Origin of the sequence: Streptomyces sp. NPDC046465 (genome assembly GCF_040646035.1) — a bacterium.
Taxonomy (GTDB): Bacteria; Actinomycetota; Actinomycetes; order Streptomycetales; family Streptomycetaceae; genus Streptomyces.
Genome location: NZ_JBEYZK010000054.1, coordinates 1 through 16,744 on the forward strand (window position 1 = coordinate 1; position 16,744 = coordinate 16,744).

Here is a 16,744-nt window from a genome sequence, read left to right on the forward strand (position 1 = left end):
GCCCGCGCGGCCCCCGGCCCCCCCCCCCCGCCCCCCGCCCCCCCCCACCCCCCCGCCGCCCCCGGGGCGCCCGCCGCCCCCGGCACGCCGCCGGCCGCCGCCGGCCATCCCCCCCGGGTGCGGGGGGACGGCCGGCGGCGGCCGGAGCACGGCGAAGGGCGCACCGCTGAGGCCAGGCGCGCGCGGAGCCGGTCAGGGACGCGCGCCGGGCGCGGCGGCCGGCTGGCGCCGCAGCGCGATCTCGGTGAGCTCTTCTATGTCGAACTGGGAGCGTCCCGGGGAGCCGTAGCGGGTTATCTTGCCCCGGCTCACCCACTTGCGGATGGTCGCTTCGGAGACACCCGTGGCCAGCGCGGCCACATTCGTGGGCACAAGCCTGTGGCGCGGCGGTCTGTTCATGCGGCGTCCTTCCGTTGCCGGTCCATGAGGTGCCGGATGGTGAGCAATTCGCGCATTTCCCATGAATGTCCTGACGTACAGCTGACGCTGCCCCGGACCGCGCTCCCGGCGCCCGGCGGCGACGCGTTGATCGTCCCGGGGCAGTCGTCCACCACGCACCCGATGACGGGCGCATGCTGATCGTCGGGTTCCGGGTCGATCGCCCGCAGCGATTCCACCTGGAGGCTTTCGACTTCATCGGCGAATTCAACGGCAGGGGGCTGGGCGGTGAGCCACTCCAGATGGCGGATCAAAAAGCACGCGAGGTGCGGTACGGAGCGGCCGGGGACGCTTGCCCCGGACTTCTCCACGACATACCCGGCCCATGACTCCAGGATGGCGAGAATATTGTTCCTGGCATCGAGTGCGGAAATATTCAGGTGATCCCGCTTACGGCTGCCCGACACCTTTGTCGGGTTCCTGCGCCGGGACGTCGACAGAATGTGGTGCAGCCCCTCCTGGTGCAGACCGGGGAGGGTGTGCAGCGTGCGTTCGAGCTGCTCGACGCAGGGGGCGCAGAGGACGGAGCCGGCGGCGGCACGGATTTCCTGGGCATGGTTCCTGGGGCATGAGTGAAACTCCATTGAATCTCCTTCATGAGCTGACGCGCCCCGCGGCCGGCCGGACGGAAAGAACACCGGACCGGTCGCTGCAGTGAATGCTGGATCGATGGCCCGTCGCGATGACAGGACGTTCCGGTTCAGGAGATTCCGGCAGGAGAAAGGAATACGGCCCGGCCAGTACGGGCCCTGATGTGCTCGCCTAATACGGCGGTCATACGCTTCCGTCCCCCCGGTTGTCGCCCAGATCCCCACCGCTGCCCAGCCGCAGCCATGGGCGCACATCGGAGAGTTCCACGAGCGGTCGGGGGGTGTCAACGTGCATCCCAGCGGGAAGAGAGCGGTATTCCAGCGGCGTTAAATTATTCTTTTCGTAATCGATCCGCCCTAAAGGGGAACTCTAGATTCCTCTTTCCTGCAGGGGAACTCCAGGTTTCTTCAGGTCCGGCCGTGTCCGCCGGACGCGGCGACAACGCTGTCGCACGGCCCCGGCCCCCGGCCCCGCCCCGCTTGCCCCGGACCGCCCCGCCCGTCCCGCACCCGCCCGCCAGAGGTCCCGCCCCGGCCCCCGCGCCCCCCCCGCCCCCCCGCCGGGCACGCCCGCCACCAGCACGTTCCCTCCCCCCTGCGCCGGGCCGGGGCCTTCGCGCCGCCCCGCGCGGCCGGCCCCGGCCCGCCGCCGCCGCGCCCCCCGCGCCCGGCGGCGCCCTCCCCACCCCCTGCCGCCCAAGCGGCCGGCCCCTGCCGAAACGGCGGCACCCCCCTGCCGCCCCCCGGTGACCCGCCGCCGCACAGTTCACCCCCAACACAAGGAAAAGGCTGTGGCCATGGAAATGACCTGTCTCGATACGGACCAGGAATTAGCAGAAACCGCGCGCCGCACCAGCGGGGAGCTGCTGCAGCAAATGGAACAGCATCTGCGCACATTCCTTTCGGCCGAACACGAATTATGGACCGCGGTGGACAAGCGGGCGGTCGGCGCCGTCGACGCGCTGAGCGAACTGGTCGCGGCGGGCGGCAAACGCATCCGGCCCGCCTTCTGCATCGCCGGCTATCTGGCCGCCGACGGCGACCCCGCCGAGCCCGGCGTCGTGACGGCCGCCGCCGCCCTGGAGATGCTGCACGCCTCGGCCCTCATCCACGACGACATCATCGACGCCTCCAGCCACCGGCGCGGGCTGCCCACCGTCCACGCCCACCACTCCGCCCTGCACGCCCGCCACGCCTGGCAGGGCGAGGCCCGCCGGTTCGGCGAGGGCGTGGCCCTCCTCGTCGGCGACCTGGCCCTGGTCTACTCCGAGCAGCTGATGGCCCACGCGCCCGCGGCGGTCGTCCCGGTCTGGAACCGGCTGCGCTCGGAGCTGATGATTGGCCAGTACATGGACATGAGCGCGGCCGCCGAGTTCTCCGTCGACCCCCAGCTCTCCCGCTGGATCGCGCTGGCCAAGTCCGGCCACTACACCATCCACCGGCCGCTGGCCGTCGGGGCCGCCGCGGCCGGACGGCCCGACCTGGCCCCCGCCTTCGAGAAGTACGGCGAGGCGGTGGGCGAGGCCTTCCAGCTCCGCGACGACCTGCTGGACGCCTTCGGCGACTCCGCGGCCACCGGCAAGCCCGCCGGCCTGGACTTCAGCCAGCACAAGATGACCCTGCTCCTGGGCTGGGCGATGCAGCGCGACGCACACATCCACAGCCTGATCACCACCCCCGGCCACACCCCGGGGGAGGTCCGCCGCCGCCTGGTGGACACCGGGGTCCCCGACGACATCGAGAAACACATCACCGGCCTCGTCGAGCAGGGCTGCGCGGCCCTGGCCGACACCCCCATCGACCCGGTGTGGCGCGCCGAACTGACCGCCATGGCCCACCGGGTCGCCTACCGCACGGCCTGACCGGCCCCCGCCCCCGCCCCCGCCCCGGCGCCCCGCCCGGAGCGGGGGGCGGGGGAGCGGGCCGGGGCGGTACTGCGTGCCTTCGTGCACGCGGCGGCTGCGGCGGCTGCGGCGGCTGACGGGGGCTCAGGGCGGCCCGGCGCCCCCGGCCGGGTCCGGGTCAGGTGCCCGGGTCCGGGGCAGGCGTCCGGGGCCGGGTCAGGTGTCCTCGACGCCGAGGGCCTGGCGTACCGCCTGCTGGGCCGCGTAGAAGTCGGCGTCGGAGACGGCCGGATCGTCCTCGACGCCCTCCAGCCACTGGGCGACCTCCTCGGCCGTCCACAGGTCGAAACCCCTGGGGATGTCCAGGGTCGTGGTGTCCGCACGCAACTGCTCGGCCGCCGCTGCTTCCTTGACGCTGCGCGTGTTCACTTCGATCACCGCGGCTCTCCCTTCGCCATGGGGGGGGAACGGACGGGCGACCCTGCCAGAGGCCCGGCGGGGATGTCCAGCCGGTCGCCCGCGCGTGCGCTTCCCGCCGCCCTGCCCGAGCCCCCCTTCCCGGCTGCCGCCCGCCGGCGCCGGGGGGCTCAGGGGAGGGTGCGGGCCACGCCGTCGCTCAGGGCCTGTGTCCTATCCCCGGCCGGGCGGGCGGTGTCTGGCACGCACGCTCGCCGCGTTGCCGAAAAGCCCTAGTAGCTCCGCCCCCAGGCCTTTAGGGCCCGGGGGGGGGACCCCCATCGAGGACTTCCCGGCGCCTTGCGATCGCACGCGCCAGACGCCGCCCGCTGATCCGACCGGGGATAGGACACAGGCTCTCAGGGCCCGCCCCAGCGGGAGGCCGATCCGGTGCTCGGCCCAGCGGTCGCCGCGGGTGGGGCCCTGGTTGACGAGCAGTACCGGGGTGCGGGCCCGGGCGGCCCGGCGCACGAAGCGCAGGCCGGACAGGACGGTCAGGGACGAGCCGAGCACGAGCAGCGCGGACGAGCAGCGCGGCGGCCTCCTCGACGCGGCGCCGGCCGGCCGCCACCCGCTCGGGGGGCACGTTCTCGCCGAAGAAGACCACGTCCGGCTTGAGGACCCCGGTGGTGCAGGCCGCGCACGCCACCACCGCGAACGCCTCGGTGGCCGCCGGGGGCAGCCCGATGCCGCCGTCGGGGTTGCGGCGGGCCGCGCGGTGGCGGGCGGCGCGGGCCTCGACGTGCGGGTTGGCCCGGCGCAGCCGCTCATCGGGCTCGGCGCGCCCGCCTCTGTGCCCGCAGTCCAGGCAGACGGTCCGGCTCAGGCTGCCGTGGAGTTCGATGACCTCCCGGGCGCCCGCGGCCTGCTGCAGCCCGTCGGCGTTCTGGGTGATCACGCCGGTGACCAGGCCCGCCGCGGCCGGCGCGGCGACCGCCCGGTGGCCGGTGTGGGGCCGGGCGCCCGCCATCGCCCGCCGGCCCAGCCGGCTGCGCGCCCAGTACCGCCGGCGGGCCTGCGCGTCCGCGGTGAACTCCTGGAGCGTCCTGGGCACGTGGTGACGGCGCAGGGAGCCCCGGGCCCCGCGGTAGTCGGGGATGCCGGACTCCGCGGACAGGCCCGCCCCGCTGAGCACGACGACGCCGCCCGCGCGCACCGCGGCGACGAGGGCCGTCACCTCGCCGCAGGCCGGCAGCACGGCGTCCCGGCCGTCCCCGGGCTCCCAGGTCGGCGTGGGCCGCATCCGCATCCGCATCCGCATCCGCATGCCCGCCGGCTTAGGCACCCCGGCCCCCGCCTGCACCGGCCGGCCGCACCGCCCGCCCGCACCGCCCGCCCGCACCGGCCGGCCGCCGGTGCGGGCCGGGGCGGGCGGGGGCGGGGCCTCAGGCGGTGCTGAGCGGGTGGGCGGCGGTGGCCGAGCGCGGCGGCCAGGCGCGGGGGGCCAGGATGCCCAGGACGTAGGCGCGGGCGACGAGGGCGGGGCGGCTCGCGGCGCCCAGCAGCTGGCGCAGGCGGGCCAGGTGGTAGTCGAGCGTCTGGCGCGAGAGCTTCAGTGAGGCGGCGATGTCGCTGTTGCTGCTGCCCTGCGCCAGCAGGCACAGGATGCGGATCTGCGCGGCGGTCAGCGGGGGATGGGCCTCGTGGGCCAGCCCCTGGTGGGTGACGACGGCCCACACGCGCCGGGCCCTGCCCGCGGCGGAGCCGACCGTGCTCAGGTGCAGGCGGGCGCGGCGCTGGCGGCCCTGGGCGTCCAGGAGCACCGCGGAGGTCTCCACCCGTCGGGTGCGGCGGGCTATCAGCCCCCGCCACCGGCCAGCCAGCCCCTCCAGGCCGCAGGCGGGCGCCAGCAGGCTGTGCGCGCGGCGCCCCACCAGGTCGGGCAGGCCCAGGCCGACCAGCTCGGCGGCCGCCGCGCTCGCCTCCAGCACCCGGCCGCCGACCGAGAGCAGCGCGCAGGGCAGCCCGCTGTGATCGCGCAGCGCCCGCAGGCTCTCCTCGGCCTCCTGGCGCTGGACCAGGGCCCGCAGGTGGTCGGTGATGTCCACATAGATCCCCGCGACACAGGTCTGGGCGTTCTCGCGCACCGCGAAGCGGTGGCCGACCGCCCGCCCGGCGCTGCCGTCGGGGCGCCGGTAGCCCAGGGTGTGGCGCACCGGCGTGCCCCGGCGCAGGATCTCCTGGTCCAGCGCGCGGAACCGGGCGGCCTCGGCCGGGGCGTCGAAGTCCTCGATCCGCTTGCCCGTCAGGTCCTGCGCGGTGGTGTTGTACAGGTGCGCGTAGGCGTGGTTGGCCCACAGGTAGCGGCCCTGCCCGTCGCGGATGAAGGCGGCGGCCGGCGCCAGGTCGGCGAGGTCGGCGAAGGCGGCGTAGCGGCGCGGCCCGTGGGGGCGGGAGGCGACCTCCACCGCCAGGCCGTGCGTGCGGCGCGGGGCGCGGCCGGCGCCCTGGGGCCAGCTCACATCGAAGGTGCGGCCGTCGAAACGGGCCTGCCAGCGGCCGGCCCGGGGCGCGGGCCCCGCCCCCGTGAACTCCTGGTGCAGGCGCTCCAGGAAGCGCTGCGCGGTGCCGGTGTCGGCGAAGGCGCCGCCGCCGCGCTCACGCACCTGCCAGGGCTGGTCCACCTCCCACCAGAACACCGGCAGGTCCTCGAGCAGTTCCTTGAGACTGGAATCGTCCACAGCGCTCTCTCCGTCCGTATACGGCCAGTTGACGCAACGTCACCACGCGATGCGTATCCCGTCCCGCTCCCGCGCATGCCCGCCTCCGCGCCGAAGTGCCGCCCCGCCCCGCCCCCTTGGCGCCCCGCGCGGGCCTCCCGCACGCCCCCGGAGACGTCCCCGGCGGGGACGTGTCCGGCGTGCGACTCAGGCATTTGCCTGACCGGCAGGGCGGCCCGCCGGTCCGGCAGGCGCCTGCCGCCTGGTCCCCTTGAGTGTGCGGGTGACCACGCCCCGCAACCGACCTCCGGTGATCCGCGCGCCCGGCGCGCGGCCGGCCGGCCCGTACGGGGGCGCAGTCCGATGCGGACGAATGGAGACGAACTTCAGTGAGCACAGTGCTGTTGGTGCATGCCAAGGGTGGCCCGCCGCTCGGTCACGTCCTGTCCCGGGCGGCCGCGAAGGCGCAGGTGCACCTGCTGGCGCTCAGCGCGCTCCCGCCCGCCACGACCGGCACCGCGCGGCGCCTGTGCGCCTCGGTGCTCACCCCCACCGCCGCCCAGCGCCGCGACCTGGTCTCCCTGATCACCGCACACGCCCGGGCGGTGGGCGCGGACGCGGTGCTCACCTTCTCCGAGTACGCGGTGGTGGCCGTCGCCGAGGCGTGCGGGGAACTGGGCCTGCCCGGCGCGGGCCGCGCCGCCGCGCTGGCCCGCGACAAGCGCCTGATGCGCCGCACCTGGCAGGAGCACGGCCTGCCCCAGCCCGCGTTCCGCCCCCTGGCCACCGAGGCCGACCTGCACGCGGCCGCCGCCGAACTGTCCTTCCCGCTGCTGCTCAAGGCGGCCTGGAGCGCGGGCTCCACCGCCCACCAGATCATCGGCACCCCCCGCGAGGTGTCCGCCGCCTGGCACCGTTCGGTGCGGGTGATGGCCGAATCCGCCCGGCTGGGCTTCGCCGAGCTGCATGTCGCCCGGGCCCAGGCGGACTTCGTCGTCGAGGAGATCGTCACCGGCACCGCCGCGCCCTGGTTCACCCAGGAGGGCTGGGGCGACTACGTCAGCGTCGAGGGCGTCGTCGCCGACGGCACCTTCCACCCCGTCTGCCTCAGCGGCCGGATGCCCACCGTCGCCCCCTTCACCGAACGCGCCAGCATCACCCCCGCCCAGCTGCCGCCCGCCGCCCAGGACCGGATCGTGGCCCTGGCCCGGCGCTCCGTCAACGCCCTGGGCCTGCGCGACTGCGGCACCCACACCGAGATCAAACTCGGTGCGGACGGCCGGATGTGGCTGATCGAGACCGCCGCCCGGTTCGGCGGCGCGATGACCGTGCCGCAGGTCCAGGAGGTCTTCGGCCTCGACCTCGTGGGCATGCTCATCGACCACCTCCTGGGCCGCCCCGTCGCCTGGCCCGCCCACGCCCTGGGCCCCGCCCAGGCCCGCGGCGCGGCCGGCTCCCTGGTCGTCCTGGCCGTCGACGCCGCCGGCCGGGCCTGGCCCGACCGCCGGACCTGGGACTTTTCCGCCGCCGCCCGCATCCCGCTGGGCCCGCACAGCACGCTCAGCGCGGTCGCCGAGAGCTCCCTGCCCGACGGCAGCCTGGTGCCCGTCTACGACCCGGCCGCCGGCGCCAACACCATGGCCGCCCTGTGCCTGCTGTCCGCCCCCGACCCCCACAGCGTGCTGCGCGACTTCGACACCCTGATCACCGCCCTGCCCGCGGCCCTGCCCGCCGCCCGCCCCCAGGAGGCCCGCCGATGAGTGCCCCCCCGCTCACCGGCGCCCCCCAGCCGGCCACCGACCGCACCGTGCGGGGCGAGAACCTCTCCCTGCCGCTCTTTCGCACCCTCTCCGGCGTCCTGGCCGGCCACCCCTACCTCAAGGTCGTCGTCGACCGCACCGCCCACACCTGGCACCTCCTGGACACCGCCGCCCACCCCTTCCACGTCAACTACATCGCCACCCGCATCCTGGGCATGGACCTCGCCGCCCTCGACGCCGGCCTGGACGCCTTCAACGCCTCCGTCTACACGGACCCCCAGCGCCGCTTCCTGCTCGGCGTGCTCTCCCTGCACACCGACCAGGACGGCGAGGGCCGCGAACGCACCTTCCTCGTCCTGGAGACCACCGAAGCCGACACCATGCACGGCGAGCTCCTCGCCTTCTTCTACGCGTTCGTCCGCGACCGCGTCGACGGCCGCCTGCCGCTGCTCCTCAAGCCCGCCAACCACGGCCAGGAGGAGGAACTGGCGGCCATCAGCGAACAGCGCGTGCCGCGCATCTCGGGCCACGAACTGTTCGGCACCCGCGCCCGCACCCCGCTCAACCCCGGCGAGGCCACCGGCCGGCTGCGCCACTTCGCCACCCCCGAGGAGTACGCCGCCGCCGAGCACACCCTGGGCTGGGCGGACATCGTGGCCATGCCGTGCCTGCCCGACGACGTGCCCCGGGTGGCCGGATTCCTCAACACCGCGCCCATCACCCCGCTCTCCCACACCAACGTCCTGGCCTCGGGCTGGGGCATCCCCAACGCCATCGTGCGCGACCTGGAGGACCTCCTGGCCCAGGACCGCGCCCTGAACGGCGCCTGGGTGCGCTACCGGGTGCGCGAGGACGACATCGTCCTGGAACGCCTGGCACAGGCACCCGACCTGCGCGCCCCCGCCTGGCACCAGCAGCGCATCCGCCTGGAGCCGCCGCTGCTCCAGGACGCCCCCGTGCTCGCCCTGGACCGGCTGCGCAGCGCCGACCGCGACCGCTACGGCACCAAGGCTGCCAACCTCGGCGAACTGCACCACGTCCTGGACAGCCGCACCGCCGACCTGACCGCCTTCTACGGCCGGCCCCGCCCCCCGCGCGCGGACCTGCGCACCCACCTGGCCGCCCGGCTGGGCCTGCCCGCACCCACCCGGGGCGAACTGAGCGCGGAAGCCGCCCGCTTCGTGGCCGCCACGGTCGGCGCCCCGCACGGCGTCGCCCTGCCCTTCGCCCTCCAGCAGCACTTCTTGGCCTCCTCCCCGCCCCTGCAGCAGGGCATCGGCAAACTCAAGATGGCCCTGGAACTCGACGCCGGCGACGTCCTGGACGCGCTCTGCCTGCAACTGCAGCACCTGATCCGGCACACCCCCCTGCCCGGCGCCGTCACCCGCCAGATCAGCCAGGCCTTCCCCGCCGCCGGCGGCCGCCTGGTGGTGCGCTCCTCCTCCAACGCCGAGGACCTGCCCGGCTTCTCCGCCGCGGGCGTCTACGACTCCGTCACCGCCGTGAACTCCCCCGGCGAACTCCTGGACGCCGTGCGCCAGGTGTGGGCCTCCCTGCTCTCCCCGCGCAGCGTGCGCCTGCGCCACCAGGTCGGCATCTCCCTGGACGACACCTACATGGGCGTGATCATCCAGGAGTACGTGCCCGCCGTCCTCGGCGGCGTCCTGGTGACCTGCGACCCCACCCGCCGCGAGGACTTCCGCAACGTCTACCTCAACTGCTCGCCCGGCTCGCCCGAACAGGTCGTCGACGGCTCGGTGCTGCCCCAGCAGTACCTGTACAACACCGTCGAGGGCGGCGGGCGCACCCTCGCGCTGGGCTCCTTCGGCCGGCCGCTGCCCGCCGCCACCCGCACCCGCCTGGCCGACCTGTCCTTGACCGGACGGCTGCTGCAGTCCCACTTCAGCGGCTCGCACTTCGGCGGCGCCGACGTCGACAAGCCGCTGGACATCGAGTGGCTGCTGACCGAGCAGGGCGACTTCCGGCTGGTCCAGATCCGCCCCTACGCCCTGTGAACCCGCGATACAAGCGCCCGCACCCCGCCCGGCCCCCGGGCGCGGGCCCCACCGCCACCGCCGTGCGCATCATCCGCCTCAACTACGGCTTCCAGCTGCTGTTCAACCTGCTGTGGTGGATGCCGGTCTTCTACGCCTACCAGAAGAGCGCCGGACTGAGCGACGCCCAGATCTTCGGCATCCAGAGCATCTACTACGTGGCGTTCTGCCTGTTCGAGATCCCCACCGGGCTCATCGCCGACCGGATCGGCACCCGCAACTGCCTGCGGGCCGGCGCGGTGGTGATGACCGCGGCCAACCTCGCCCCCGTCCTCAGCGCCTCCTACACCGGCTTCCTGGTGCACTTCCTGGCCATCGCCGCGGGCCGCTCGCTGACCTCCGGCGCGGCCAGCGCCTACCTCTACGACGGGCTGCGCGCCGAAGGCAGCGGCGAGCACTACCTCAAGGCGGAGGGCACCGCACGGGCCCTGGGGCTGGCCGCGAAGGTCCTGTGCTGGCCCCTGGTCGGCCCCCTGATGGCCCTCGCCCACCCCGCCCCCTACCTGCTCAGCGCGCTGAGCGCGGCCGCCTCCCTGGCCTGCGCCCTCGCCCTGCCCCGCCTGGCCGGCCCGCAGCACACCCCCACAGCCCCCACCGGCGCGGCGGGCGCGGCGGGCGCGGCGGCGGGGGAGCGGGCAGGCGGGGGCGCCGGGCGGGCGGGCGCCTCCCGCCGGGGCGGCGCCTTCCTGCGGGACGCGGGCACCGCGCTGCGCTGCGTGGCCTCCTCACGGTGGCTGGCCCTGGTGATGGTGCAGGGCGTGGCCCTGTTCACGCTCGCCCGCATCTGCCAGGTCAACCTCTTCCAGCCGATCCTGCTCGCGCACGGCATCGCGCAGTCCTCGCACGGCGGCGTGCTTGCCGCGATGACGGTGGCCGAGGCCGTCGCCTCGGCCCGCCCCCAGTGGCTCAGCCGCCGCCTGCCCCCGGTCGCCTGGGTCTCCCTGCTCAGCCTCGCCCTGGCCGCCACCCTGGCGGCCATCACCCTGGGCGGGCCGGTGGCCGTCATCGCGCTGCTGTGCCTGTTCGCCGCCGCCACCGGCTTCGCCTATCCCGTCCAGCGCAAACTCATCAACGACGCGGTGCCCGCCCACGCCCCGCGCGCCACCCTGCTCTCCATCGAGAGCATCGTGGACCGCGCGGTGTGCGCCCTGGCCGCCGTCGCCGCGGGCGCCTACCTCTCCGCCGGCCGCCTGGACGCCCTGCTGTGGCACAGCGCGCTCGCCACCGCCCTGCTGCTGGGCGCCTTCCAGCTCCTGCTGCGCGCCGGCGCGGTGCGCCAGGACCGCCCCGGCAAGGCCCCCGCCGGCCGGCCGGACGTCAGCAACCGGCAGAGCGCGGGCGGCCGCTGACACCCCAAGCGCGCACGAAGGCCTCAGCGGACGCGGTGGCCTCAGCGGGCGCGCCGGCCCAGGCGCTCGACCAGCGCGACGGGCAGGTAGGCGGGCCGGTGCGGGCGGGCCACCTGGTAGGGCACATAGCCCAGCGAGGCGGCGACCTCGACCTCCTGGGCCGTCTCCGCCTGGTAGACCAGCCGGCAGCCGCCCGAGCCGGCCCGCGCGCGCTGCCACAGCGCGGGGGCCGGCTTGCGCTCCGCCTCGGTGCGCGGCGTCAGGACCCGCCGGCCGAAGTCCGCCCAGGCGAACGGCGCGGCGCCCCGCCAGGTGGCATCGACCTCGCTGCGCAGCCGGGCGGCCCGCTCGGCGTCCGTCGCGCCCCACGACGAGGGCACATTGGTGATCAGACCGATCCGGATGTGCCGCGCCCGCAGCGCCCGCAGATAGGCGGCCGCGCCCGGCCGGTAGCCGGTGCTGCCGTCCTCGGCGGTGTGCACCAGCGTCTCGCCCAGATCGAAGTACACGACGGGACAGCCGCCCGCACCGCCCGCATCAGCCGCCCGCGCGGCGGAGCGGGCCGCGGCGCCGCCGGTATCGCCCGGGGCGGCCGCGCTCGCCGTGGCGCCCAGCACGGCCGACGCCAGCGCCACGCCGCCCGCCAGAGCGGCGCGCGCCGAGCCCCTGAAGGAGGATCTGTTCACGGCGTCGCCGCCCTTCTCCCGGCGCACCCCGAGGATGCGCGGACCATACCTCGGTCAACTGTCAGGTCCATGCCTGCCTGGCCGCCGCAAGGTACCCCATGCGCCGCCCGCACCGCCCGCCCTTATCCCCTCCGGGCCCGGCCCCGCAGCGCCGCGCGGCAGGCACCCCCGCCCCCCGGCGGGGCGGCGGCGCGAACATCCCCGTACGGCCGGGGAGTTGCCCGCCGCGCCGCACCGGCCCCGCGGGGGAGGGGGCGGGGGCGCCCCGCCGGGGCCGCCCCCGCTCTTATCCGGCCACCGCGCACCGCCAACTCCCGCCCACCGGCGTACTGTTCGCCCCGGCACGGCCGTGTGCCGCAGCCCCGGCCGCGGACAACCGCGCCCGCACGCCGCGCCGTTCGCGCCCCGCCGCCCGCTCGACGTCCGCCGGAGCCCGCGTCGCGAACGCCTCGAGGGCCGCTCGACCCCGCCCCGCCGCCCGGCCCGCCCGGCGGCGCCGCACCACCCCGCGGGACCGGCCCGCGGACCCGCCCCCACCAGGCACATCGGGGCCCGGAACCGGGGCCGGGGGCGGGCGTGGGAGGCCGGCGGGGCGGGCGCGGGGGCGGGACGGGCAGTTGGCCAAAGGCCGCCGCGCAGGGCGGTGCACGCCGCATGATGCAACCACAGAGGCACCGGAAGGGGCGGCCCAGATGAGTCCGCACGCACGCGGCGTCGGCACGCACGCAGGCGCCGGCCGCGGCCACGCCGTGGTGATCGGCTCGAGCCTGGCCGGGCTCACCGCCGCACGGGCCCTGGCCAACTCCATGGACCAGGTCACCGTCATCGAACGCGACCGCCTGCCGCCCGGCCCCGGACGGCGCCGCGGCGTGCCCCAGGCCCGGCACACCCACAGCCTGACCGCCACCGCCCAGCAGGGCCTGGAACAGCTCTTCCCCGGCATCACCGAGGACCTGCGGCGGGCCGGGGCGGTGCGCCTGCGCCTGCCCCAGGACCTGCTGCTGCTGGGCCCGCACGGCTGGCTGCCCCGCTTCGACTCCGGCCTGACGATGCTCAGCGCCGGCCGCGACCTGATCGACGCGGTGATCCGCGACCGGCTGCGCGCCGACCCCCGGGTGCGCTTCCTGCCCGCCCACGAGGTCGTCGCCCTGCAGCCCGACCGCAACGACACCGTCACCGGCGTCTGGGCCCGCGCCCGCGACCGGGGCACCCCCCAGGGCTGGGGCCCGCGCCGGCTGATCCCCGCCGACTTCGTGGTGGACGCCTCCGGGGCCGCCTCGCGCGCCCCGCACTGGCTGGCCGAACTGGGCTACGCACCGCCCCGCGAGAGCGTCACGGCGGCCCGCACCACCTACGTCTCCACCGTGTTCGCCCCGCCCGTGGGCCATGTCGCCGACTGGCAGGCGCTGCTCCTGATGGCCTCGCCCGACAACCCCCGCCAGGGCCTGCTCCACCCCATCGAGGGCGGCCGCTGGTCGGTGACGCTGGCCACCGGCGCCGGCGAGCCCCCGCCCGCCGACCACGCCGCCCTGCTGCGCGCCGCCGGCGCCCTGCGCCACCCGCTGCTGCGCGACGTCATCGAGGCCGCCACCCCGCTGGGCCCCCTCTACGCCTGCGCCCGCACCGAGAACCGCTGGCGCCACTACGAGAAACTGCGCCGCTGGCCCGACCAGTTCCTGGTCATCGGCGACGCGCTGGCCACCCTGGACCCCGCCCACGGCCCGGGCATGACCCTGGCCGTGCAGGGCGCCCTGGTCCTGGACCACGTCCTGGCCGGCCACGGCACCACCGTCGGCCTGGGCTACCGGCTGCGCCGCGCGCTGGCCCACCGCCTGGCCCCCGCCTGGCAGTCCAGCACCCGCCACCTGCGCACCACCCTGGACCAGGACCCGCCCACCGGCCTCCGCGCCCGCCTGGGAAGGCGCTACACGGCCCGGATCGCGGCCGCCGCCCCCACCGACCCGCACGCGGCCACCCAGCTGCTCGCCCGCCTCCAGGCGGCCGGCCCGCTGGCCGCCGTCCCGCGCCCGCGCCCCCCGCACCCCCAGCCCGCCGCCCCCGCCGCGCCGCCCAGCCGCACCCACGGCCCCTCCGCGCGCCGCCGCACCCCGGCCCCGGCCCCGGCCGCGCCCGCCATCGGGGTCGCCACCGGCTCCGCCCGGCTGCGGCCCGCCGGCTCCTCGGCCCAGTGGCCGGCCGTGCCGGCGGCCCGGGAGCGCCCCCGGCGGTGACCCCCGGGCGGTGGCCCCCCGCCAGGCGGGAGGCGCCCGCGAGCGGCGAACGGCGTGGACATAGGGTTCGGGCATGACAAGAGCGCAGCAACTGCCTGCTGTAGAGGCCGACTTGAGCGACCCGTGGCGGGCGCGCAACGGCAACACCCCCGTGGTTTCAGCCCAGTTGGGCGCCCCGCGTCCAGCCGTGCTCGCGACGGGCTCGAACTCCGCTCGAGAACCAGTGGAGTTGGGGCCGGGCTCCGGCTCGAGCGTGGTTGTCCGCCCCTCCGGGCAGTCGATAGCGTTCCTCCCGCTCCAGGGCACGGGCCCGTTTGCGCCGCTGCAGGCCGCCCCCACCGCCGACCGCGCACCGGCCGGCCGGGGTGTGCCTGTGACGACTGAGCGGCGAGGGGAGGGCGCGCGGGCATGAGCATCACCGAAGATGCACCGCAGCGGGAGCGGACCAAGGCGCCGCAGGGCGAACGCATCGCCGACTGGGCGGACGGACGGCTCGGGATCTACCAGTGGCGCACGCTGATGCGCAAGGTCTTCCCCGAACACTGGTCGTTCATGTTCGGCGAGATCGCGCTCTACAGCTTCATCATCCTGATCCTCACCGGGCTCTACCTCACCATGTTCTTCAACCCGAGCATGGGCGAGACGGTCTACCAGGGCCCGCACGTCCCGCTGCAGGGCGTGCAGATGTCGGAGGCCTACGCCTCCACCCTGCGCATCAGCTTCGAGGTGCGCGGCGGCCTGTTCATCCGCCAGCTGCACCACTGGGCGGCGCTCACCATGATCGCCGCGACCATGGCGCACACCCTGCGGCACTTCCTCACCGGCTCCTTCCGCAAGCCGCGCGAGCTGAACTGGCTGATCGGCGTGGTCCTGCTCGTGCTGGTCACCCTGGAGGGCTTCTTGGGCTACTCGCTGCCCGACGACCTCCTCTCGGGCACCGGCCTGCGCATCGCCGAGGGCGTCACCCTCGCCATCCCGCTGGTGGGCACCTACCTGACGATGTTCCTGTTCGGCGGCGAGTTCCCCAGCACCGACGTCATCCCGCGCTTCTACAGCTTCCACATCCTGCTGCTGCCCGGCATCATGCTGGCGCTGGTCACCGTCCACCTGATCCTGGTCATCTACCAGAAGCACACCCAGTTCCGCGGGCCCGGCCGCAACCAGCAGAACGTGGTCGGCCAGCCCCTGATGCCGCACTACGCGGCCAAGGCCGGCGGCTTCTTCTTCCTGGTCTCCGGCGTCCTGTCGCTGATGGCGGGCATCGCCCAGATCAACGCCGTCTGGGTCTACGGCCCCTACCGGCCCGACCAGATCTCCCAGGGCTCCCAGCCCGACTGGTACATGGGCTTTTTGGAAGGAGCCCTGCGCGCCTTCCCCGCCTGGGAGTTCGCCGTCGCCGGCTACACCGTCAACATGGGCGTCCTCATCCCGGCCGTCGTGCTGCCCACCCTGCTGATCGGCATCGCCTGCCTGTGGCCGTTCATCGAGGCCTGGATCACCGGCGACCAGCGGGAGCACCACCTGCTGGACCGCCCGCGCGAACAGCCCACCCGCACCGCGTTCGTCTGCTCCCTGGCCGCGTTCTACCTGGTGCTGTTCTTCGGCGGCGCCAACGACATCCTCGCCGAACGCTTCCACCTGTCGATGAACGCCATCACCTGGGGCGTGCGCGTCGGCGTCTTCGTCATCCCGGCCCTGACCTACGTCATCACCAAGCGGATCTGCCTGGGCCTGCAGCTGCGCGACCGCGACAAGCTCCTGCACGGCCGCGAGACCGGCCGCATCAAGCGGCTGCCGCACGGCGAGTTCGTCGAGGTCCACGAGCGCCTGGAGCGCGAGCAGGAGTACATGCTGCTCTCCCGCGAGATCCACCAGCCGCTGCCCGCCCCGCTGCGCGAGGACGACCAGGGCGTGCCCAACCCCAGGTCCCGCACGCAGATGCTGCGCCACCGCCTCAGCCGCTGGCTCTCCGGCGGGCAGATCCCCCACCCCAGCCCGCAGGAGATGCGCCAGGCCCTGGAGCACCTGGACCCCGCCTCCGGCGGCCACGCCCCGGCCGCCCTGCCCGCCGCCGAGGGCCGCGAGCCGGACCAGCTGCCGCACTGACCCCGGCGCCCGGCCACGCACCGGCCGGGCCACCGACCGCGGCGCGGGTGACCAGGGGACGGGTCACCCGCGCCGCCTTCGTGCGCCCCGCCCCGGCCGCCCGCCAACGCCCGTGCCACGCCGGGCGCGTTGGCGGGCCCGCGCGCCCCGGCGCCCCGGGCCGCCGGGGTGGCCCGGGCCACTTCCGCATCCCCGCCCCGCCGCGCCCGGCCCGCCCCGGCCCACCGGCGCCGGGGCCCCCGGCGCGGGCCGGGGGAGGGCGCCGCCCGCCCTTCCGCTTGGAGTGACCCACGTCACTTTGAAGGGCTCTTGGTGTGGAGCCCGGCCCGTGTCACTATTTCTGCAGACCTCCCCTGCCCAAAAGCCGTGCCCCCTCCTTGCCGAGCGTGGGGCCCGTGGCCGCACGGGAGTTGCGTCAGGGCCCCGGTGTCCCGCCGGCCGGCCTGACGGCCCCCCCCCCCCCCCCCCCCCCCCCCCCCACCCCCCCCCCCCCCCCCCCCCCCCCGCGCCCCCCCCCCCCCCCCCCCCCACCCCCCCCCCCGCCCCCCCCCCCCCCGCCGCCCCGACCCC

At 75.8% G+C, this 16,744-nt stretch carries 11 protein-coding genes and 1 pseudogene; 6 read left to right on the forward strand and 6 right to left on the reverse strand.

Annotated features, from left to right (window positions below; translation table 11 throughout):
* Positions 1 to 192 precede the first annotated feature (192 nt).
* A complete protein-coding gene (locus ABZ953_RS38715) occupies positions 193 to 399 on the reverse strand; it encodes a hypothetical protein (protein WP_361734133.1) in 207 nt (68 codons plus the stop codon).
* Positions 396 to 1,022, reverse strand: coding sequence for a hypothetical protein (locus ABZ953_RS38720; RefSeq protein WP_361734135.1), 627 nt, complete (start codon positions 1,020 to 1,022; stop codon positions 396 to 398). The genes ABZ953_RS38715 and ABZ953_RS38720 overlap by 4 nt, the downstream gene beginning before the upstream one ends.
* A gap of 803 nt (positions 1,023 to 1,825) precedes the next feature.
* On the opposite strand from ABZ953_RS38720, the gene ABZ953_RS38725 reads away from it, so the two are divergent.
* Positions 1,826 to 2,890: a polyprenyl synthetase family protein gene (locus ABZ953_RS38725; RefSeq protein ID WP_361734151.1), complete on the forward strand. Its 1,065-nt coding sequence runs from the start codon at positions 1,826 to 1,828 to the stop codon at positions 2,888 to 2,890.
* Positions 2,891 to 3,088: 198 nt separating this feature from the next.
* Here ABZ953_RS38725 and ABZ953_RS38730 read toward each other — a convergent pair whose 3' ends face one another.
* The 3 genes and pseudogenes from ABZ953_RS38730 to ABZ953_RS38740 all read right to left on the reverse strand — a co-directional run bounded on the left by ABZ953_RS38730 (position 3,089) and on the right by ABZ953_RS38740 (position 6,009).
* Positions 3,089 to 3,310 (reverse strand): hypothetical protein, encoded by a 222-nt coding sequence (locus ABZ953_RS38730; RefSeq protein WP_361734137.1) that lies wholly within the window; start codon positions 3,308 to 3,310, stop codon positions 3,089 to 3,091.
* A gap of 378 nt (positions 3,311 to 3,688) precedes the next feature.
* Positions 3,689 to 4,577: pseudogene (locus ABZ953_RS38735) on the reverse strand (Sir2 family NAD-dependent protein deacetylase); the annotation flags it as partial.
* A gap of 136 nt (positions 4,578 to 4,713) precedes the next feature.
* The gene (locus ABZ953_RS38740; RefSeq protein WP_361734139.1) at positions 4,714 to 6,009 is read right to left on the reverse strand and encodes a PAS domain-containing protein; all 1,296 of its coding nucleotides are present in this window, start codon (positions 6,007 to 6,009) and stop codon (positions 4,714 to 4,716) included.
* 368 nt (positions 6,010 to 6,377) lie between these two features.
* Between ABZ953_RS38740 and ABZ953_RS38745 the strand changes: the two genes are divergently transcribed.
* The 3 genes from ABZ953_RS38745 (at position 6,378) to ABZ953_RS38755 (ending at position 11,151) form a co-directional block, all read left to right on the forward strand.
* Positions 6,378 to 7,748 carry an ATP-grasp domain-containing protein gene (locus ABZ953_RS38745; protein ID WP_361734141.1) on the forward strand — a complete coding sequence of 457 codons (1,371 nt, stop codon included), beginning with the start codon at positions 6,378 to 6,380 and terminating at the stop codon, positions 7,746 to 7,748.
* On the forward strand, positions 7,745 to 9,763 hold the full coding sequence (locus ABZ953_RS38750; protein WP_361734143.1) for a PEP/pyruvate-binding domain-containing protein: 2,019 nt from the start codon (positions 7,745 to 7,747) through the stop codon (positions 9,761 to 9,763). The genes ABZ953_RS38745 and ABZ953_RS38750 overlap by 4 nt, the downstream gene beginning before the upstream one ends.
* A gap of 62 nt (positions 9,764 to 9,825) precedes the next feature.
* Positions 9,826 to 11,151 (forward strand): MFS transporter, encoded by a 1,326-nt coding sequence (locus ABZ953_RS38755; RefSeq protein ID WP_361734153.1) that lies wholly within the window; start codon positions 9,826 to 9,828, stop codon positions 11,149 to 11,151.
* A gap of 41 nt (positions 11,152 to 11,192) precedes the next feature.
* Here the strand turns inward: ABZ953_RS38755 and ABZ953_RS38760 are convergent, their stop codons facing one another.
* Complete coding sequence (locus ABZ953_RS38760; RefSeq protein ID WP_361734145.1) at positions 11,193 to 11,837, reverse strand: hypothetical protein; 645 nt, start codon at positions 11,835 to 11,837, stop codon at positions 11,193 to 11,195.
* 692 nt (positions 11,838 to 12,529) lie between these two features.
* Between ABZ953_RS38760 and ABZ953_RS38765 the strand changes: the two genes are divergently transcribed.
* Together ABZ953_RS38765 and ABZ953_RS38770 are read left to right on the forward strand one after the other, a co-directional pair.
* Complete coding sequence (locus ABZ953_RS38765; protein WP_361734147.1) at positions 12,530 to 14,068, forward strand: FAD-dependent monooxygenase; 1,539 nt, start codon at positions 12,530 to 12,532, stop codon at positions 14,066 to 14,068.
* Between the two features lie 408 nt (positions 14,069 to 14,476).
* Positions 14,477 to 16,174 (forward strand): cytochrome bc complex cytochrome b subunit, encoded by a 1,698-nt coding sequence (locus ABZ953_RS38770; RefSeq protein ID WP_361734149.1) that lies wholly within the window; start codon positions 14,477 to 14,479, stop codon positions 16,172 to 16,174.
* Positions 16,175 to 16,744 lie beyond the last annotated feature (570 nt).

What these genes read in the sequence shown, in the direction of transcription:
- ABZ953_RS38750 (WP_361734143.1), top strand. Translation starts at nt 7,745, where the DNA reads ATGAGTGCCCCCCCGCTCACCGGCGCCCCCCAGCCGGCCACCGACCGC.
- ABZ953_RS38715 (WP_361734133.1), bottom strand. Translation starts at nt 399, where the DNA reads ATGAACAGACCGCCGCGCCACAGGCTTGTGCCCACGAATGTGGCCGCG.
- ABZ953_RS38725 (WP_361734151.1), top strand. Translation starts at nt 1,826, where the DNA reads ATGGAAATGACCTGTCTCGATACGGACCAGGAATTAGCAGAAACCGCG.
- ABZ953_RS38720 (WP_361734135.1), bottom strand. Translation starts at nt 1,022, where the DNA reads ATGGAGTTTCACTCATGCCCCAGGAACCATGCCCAGGAAATCCGTGCC.
- ABZ953_RS38765 (WP_361734147.1), top strand. Translation starts at nt 12,530, where the DNA reads ATGAGTCCGCACGCACGCGGCGTCGGCACGCACGCAGGCGCCGGCCGC.
- ABZ953_RS38770 (WP_361734149.1), top strand. Translation starts at nt 14,477, where the DNA reads ATGAGCATCACCGAAGATGCACCGCAGCGGGAGCGGACCAAGGCGCCG.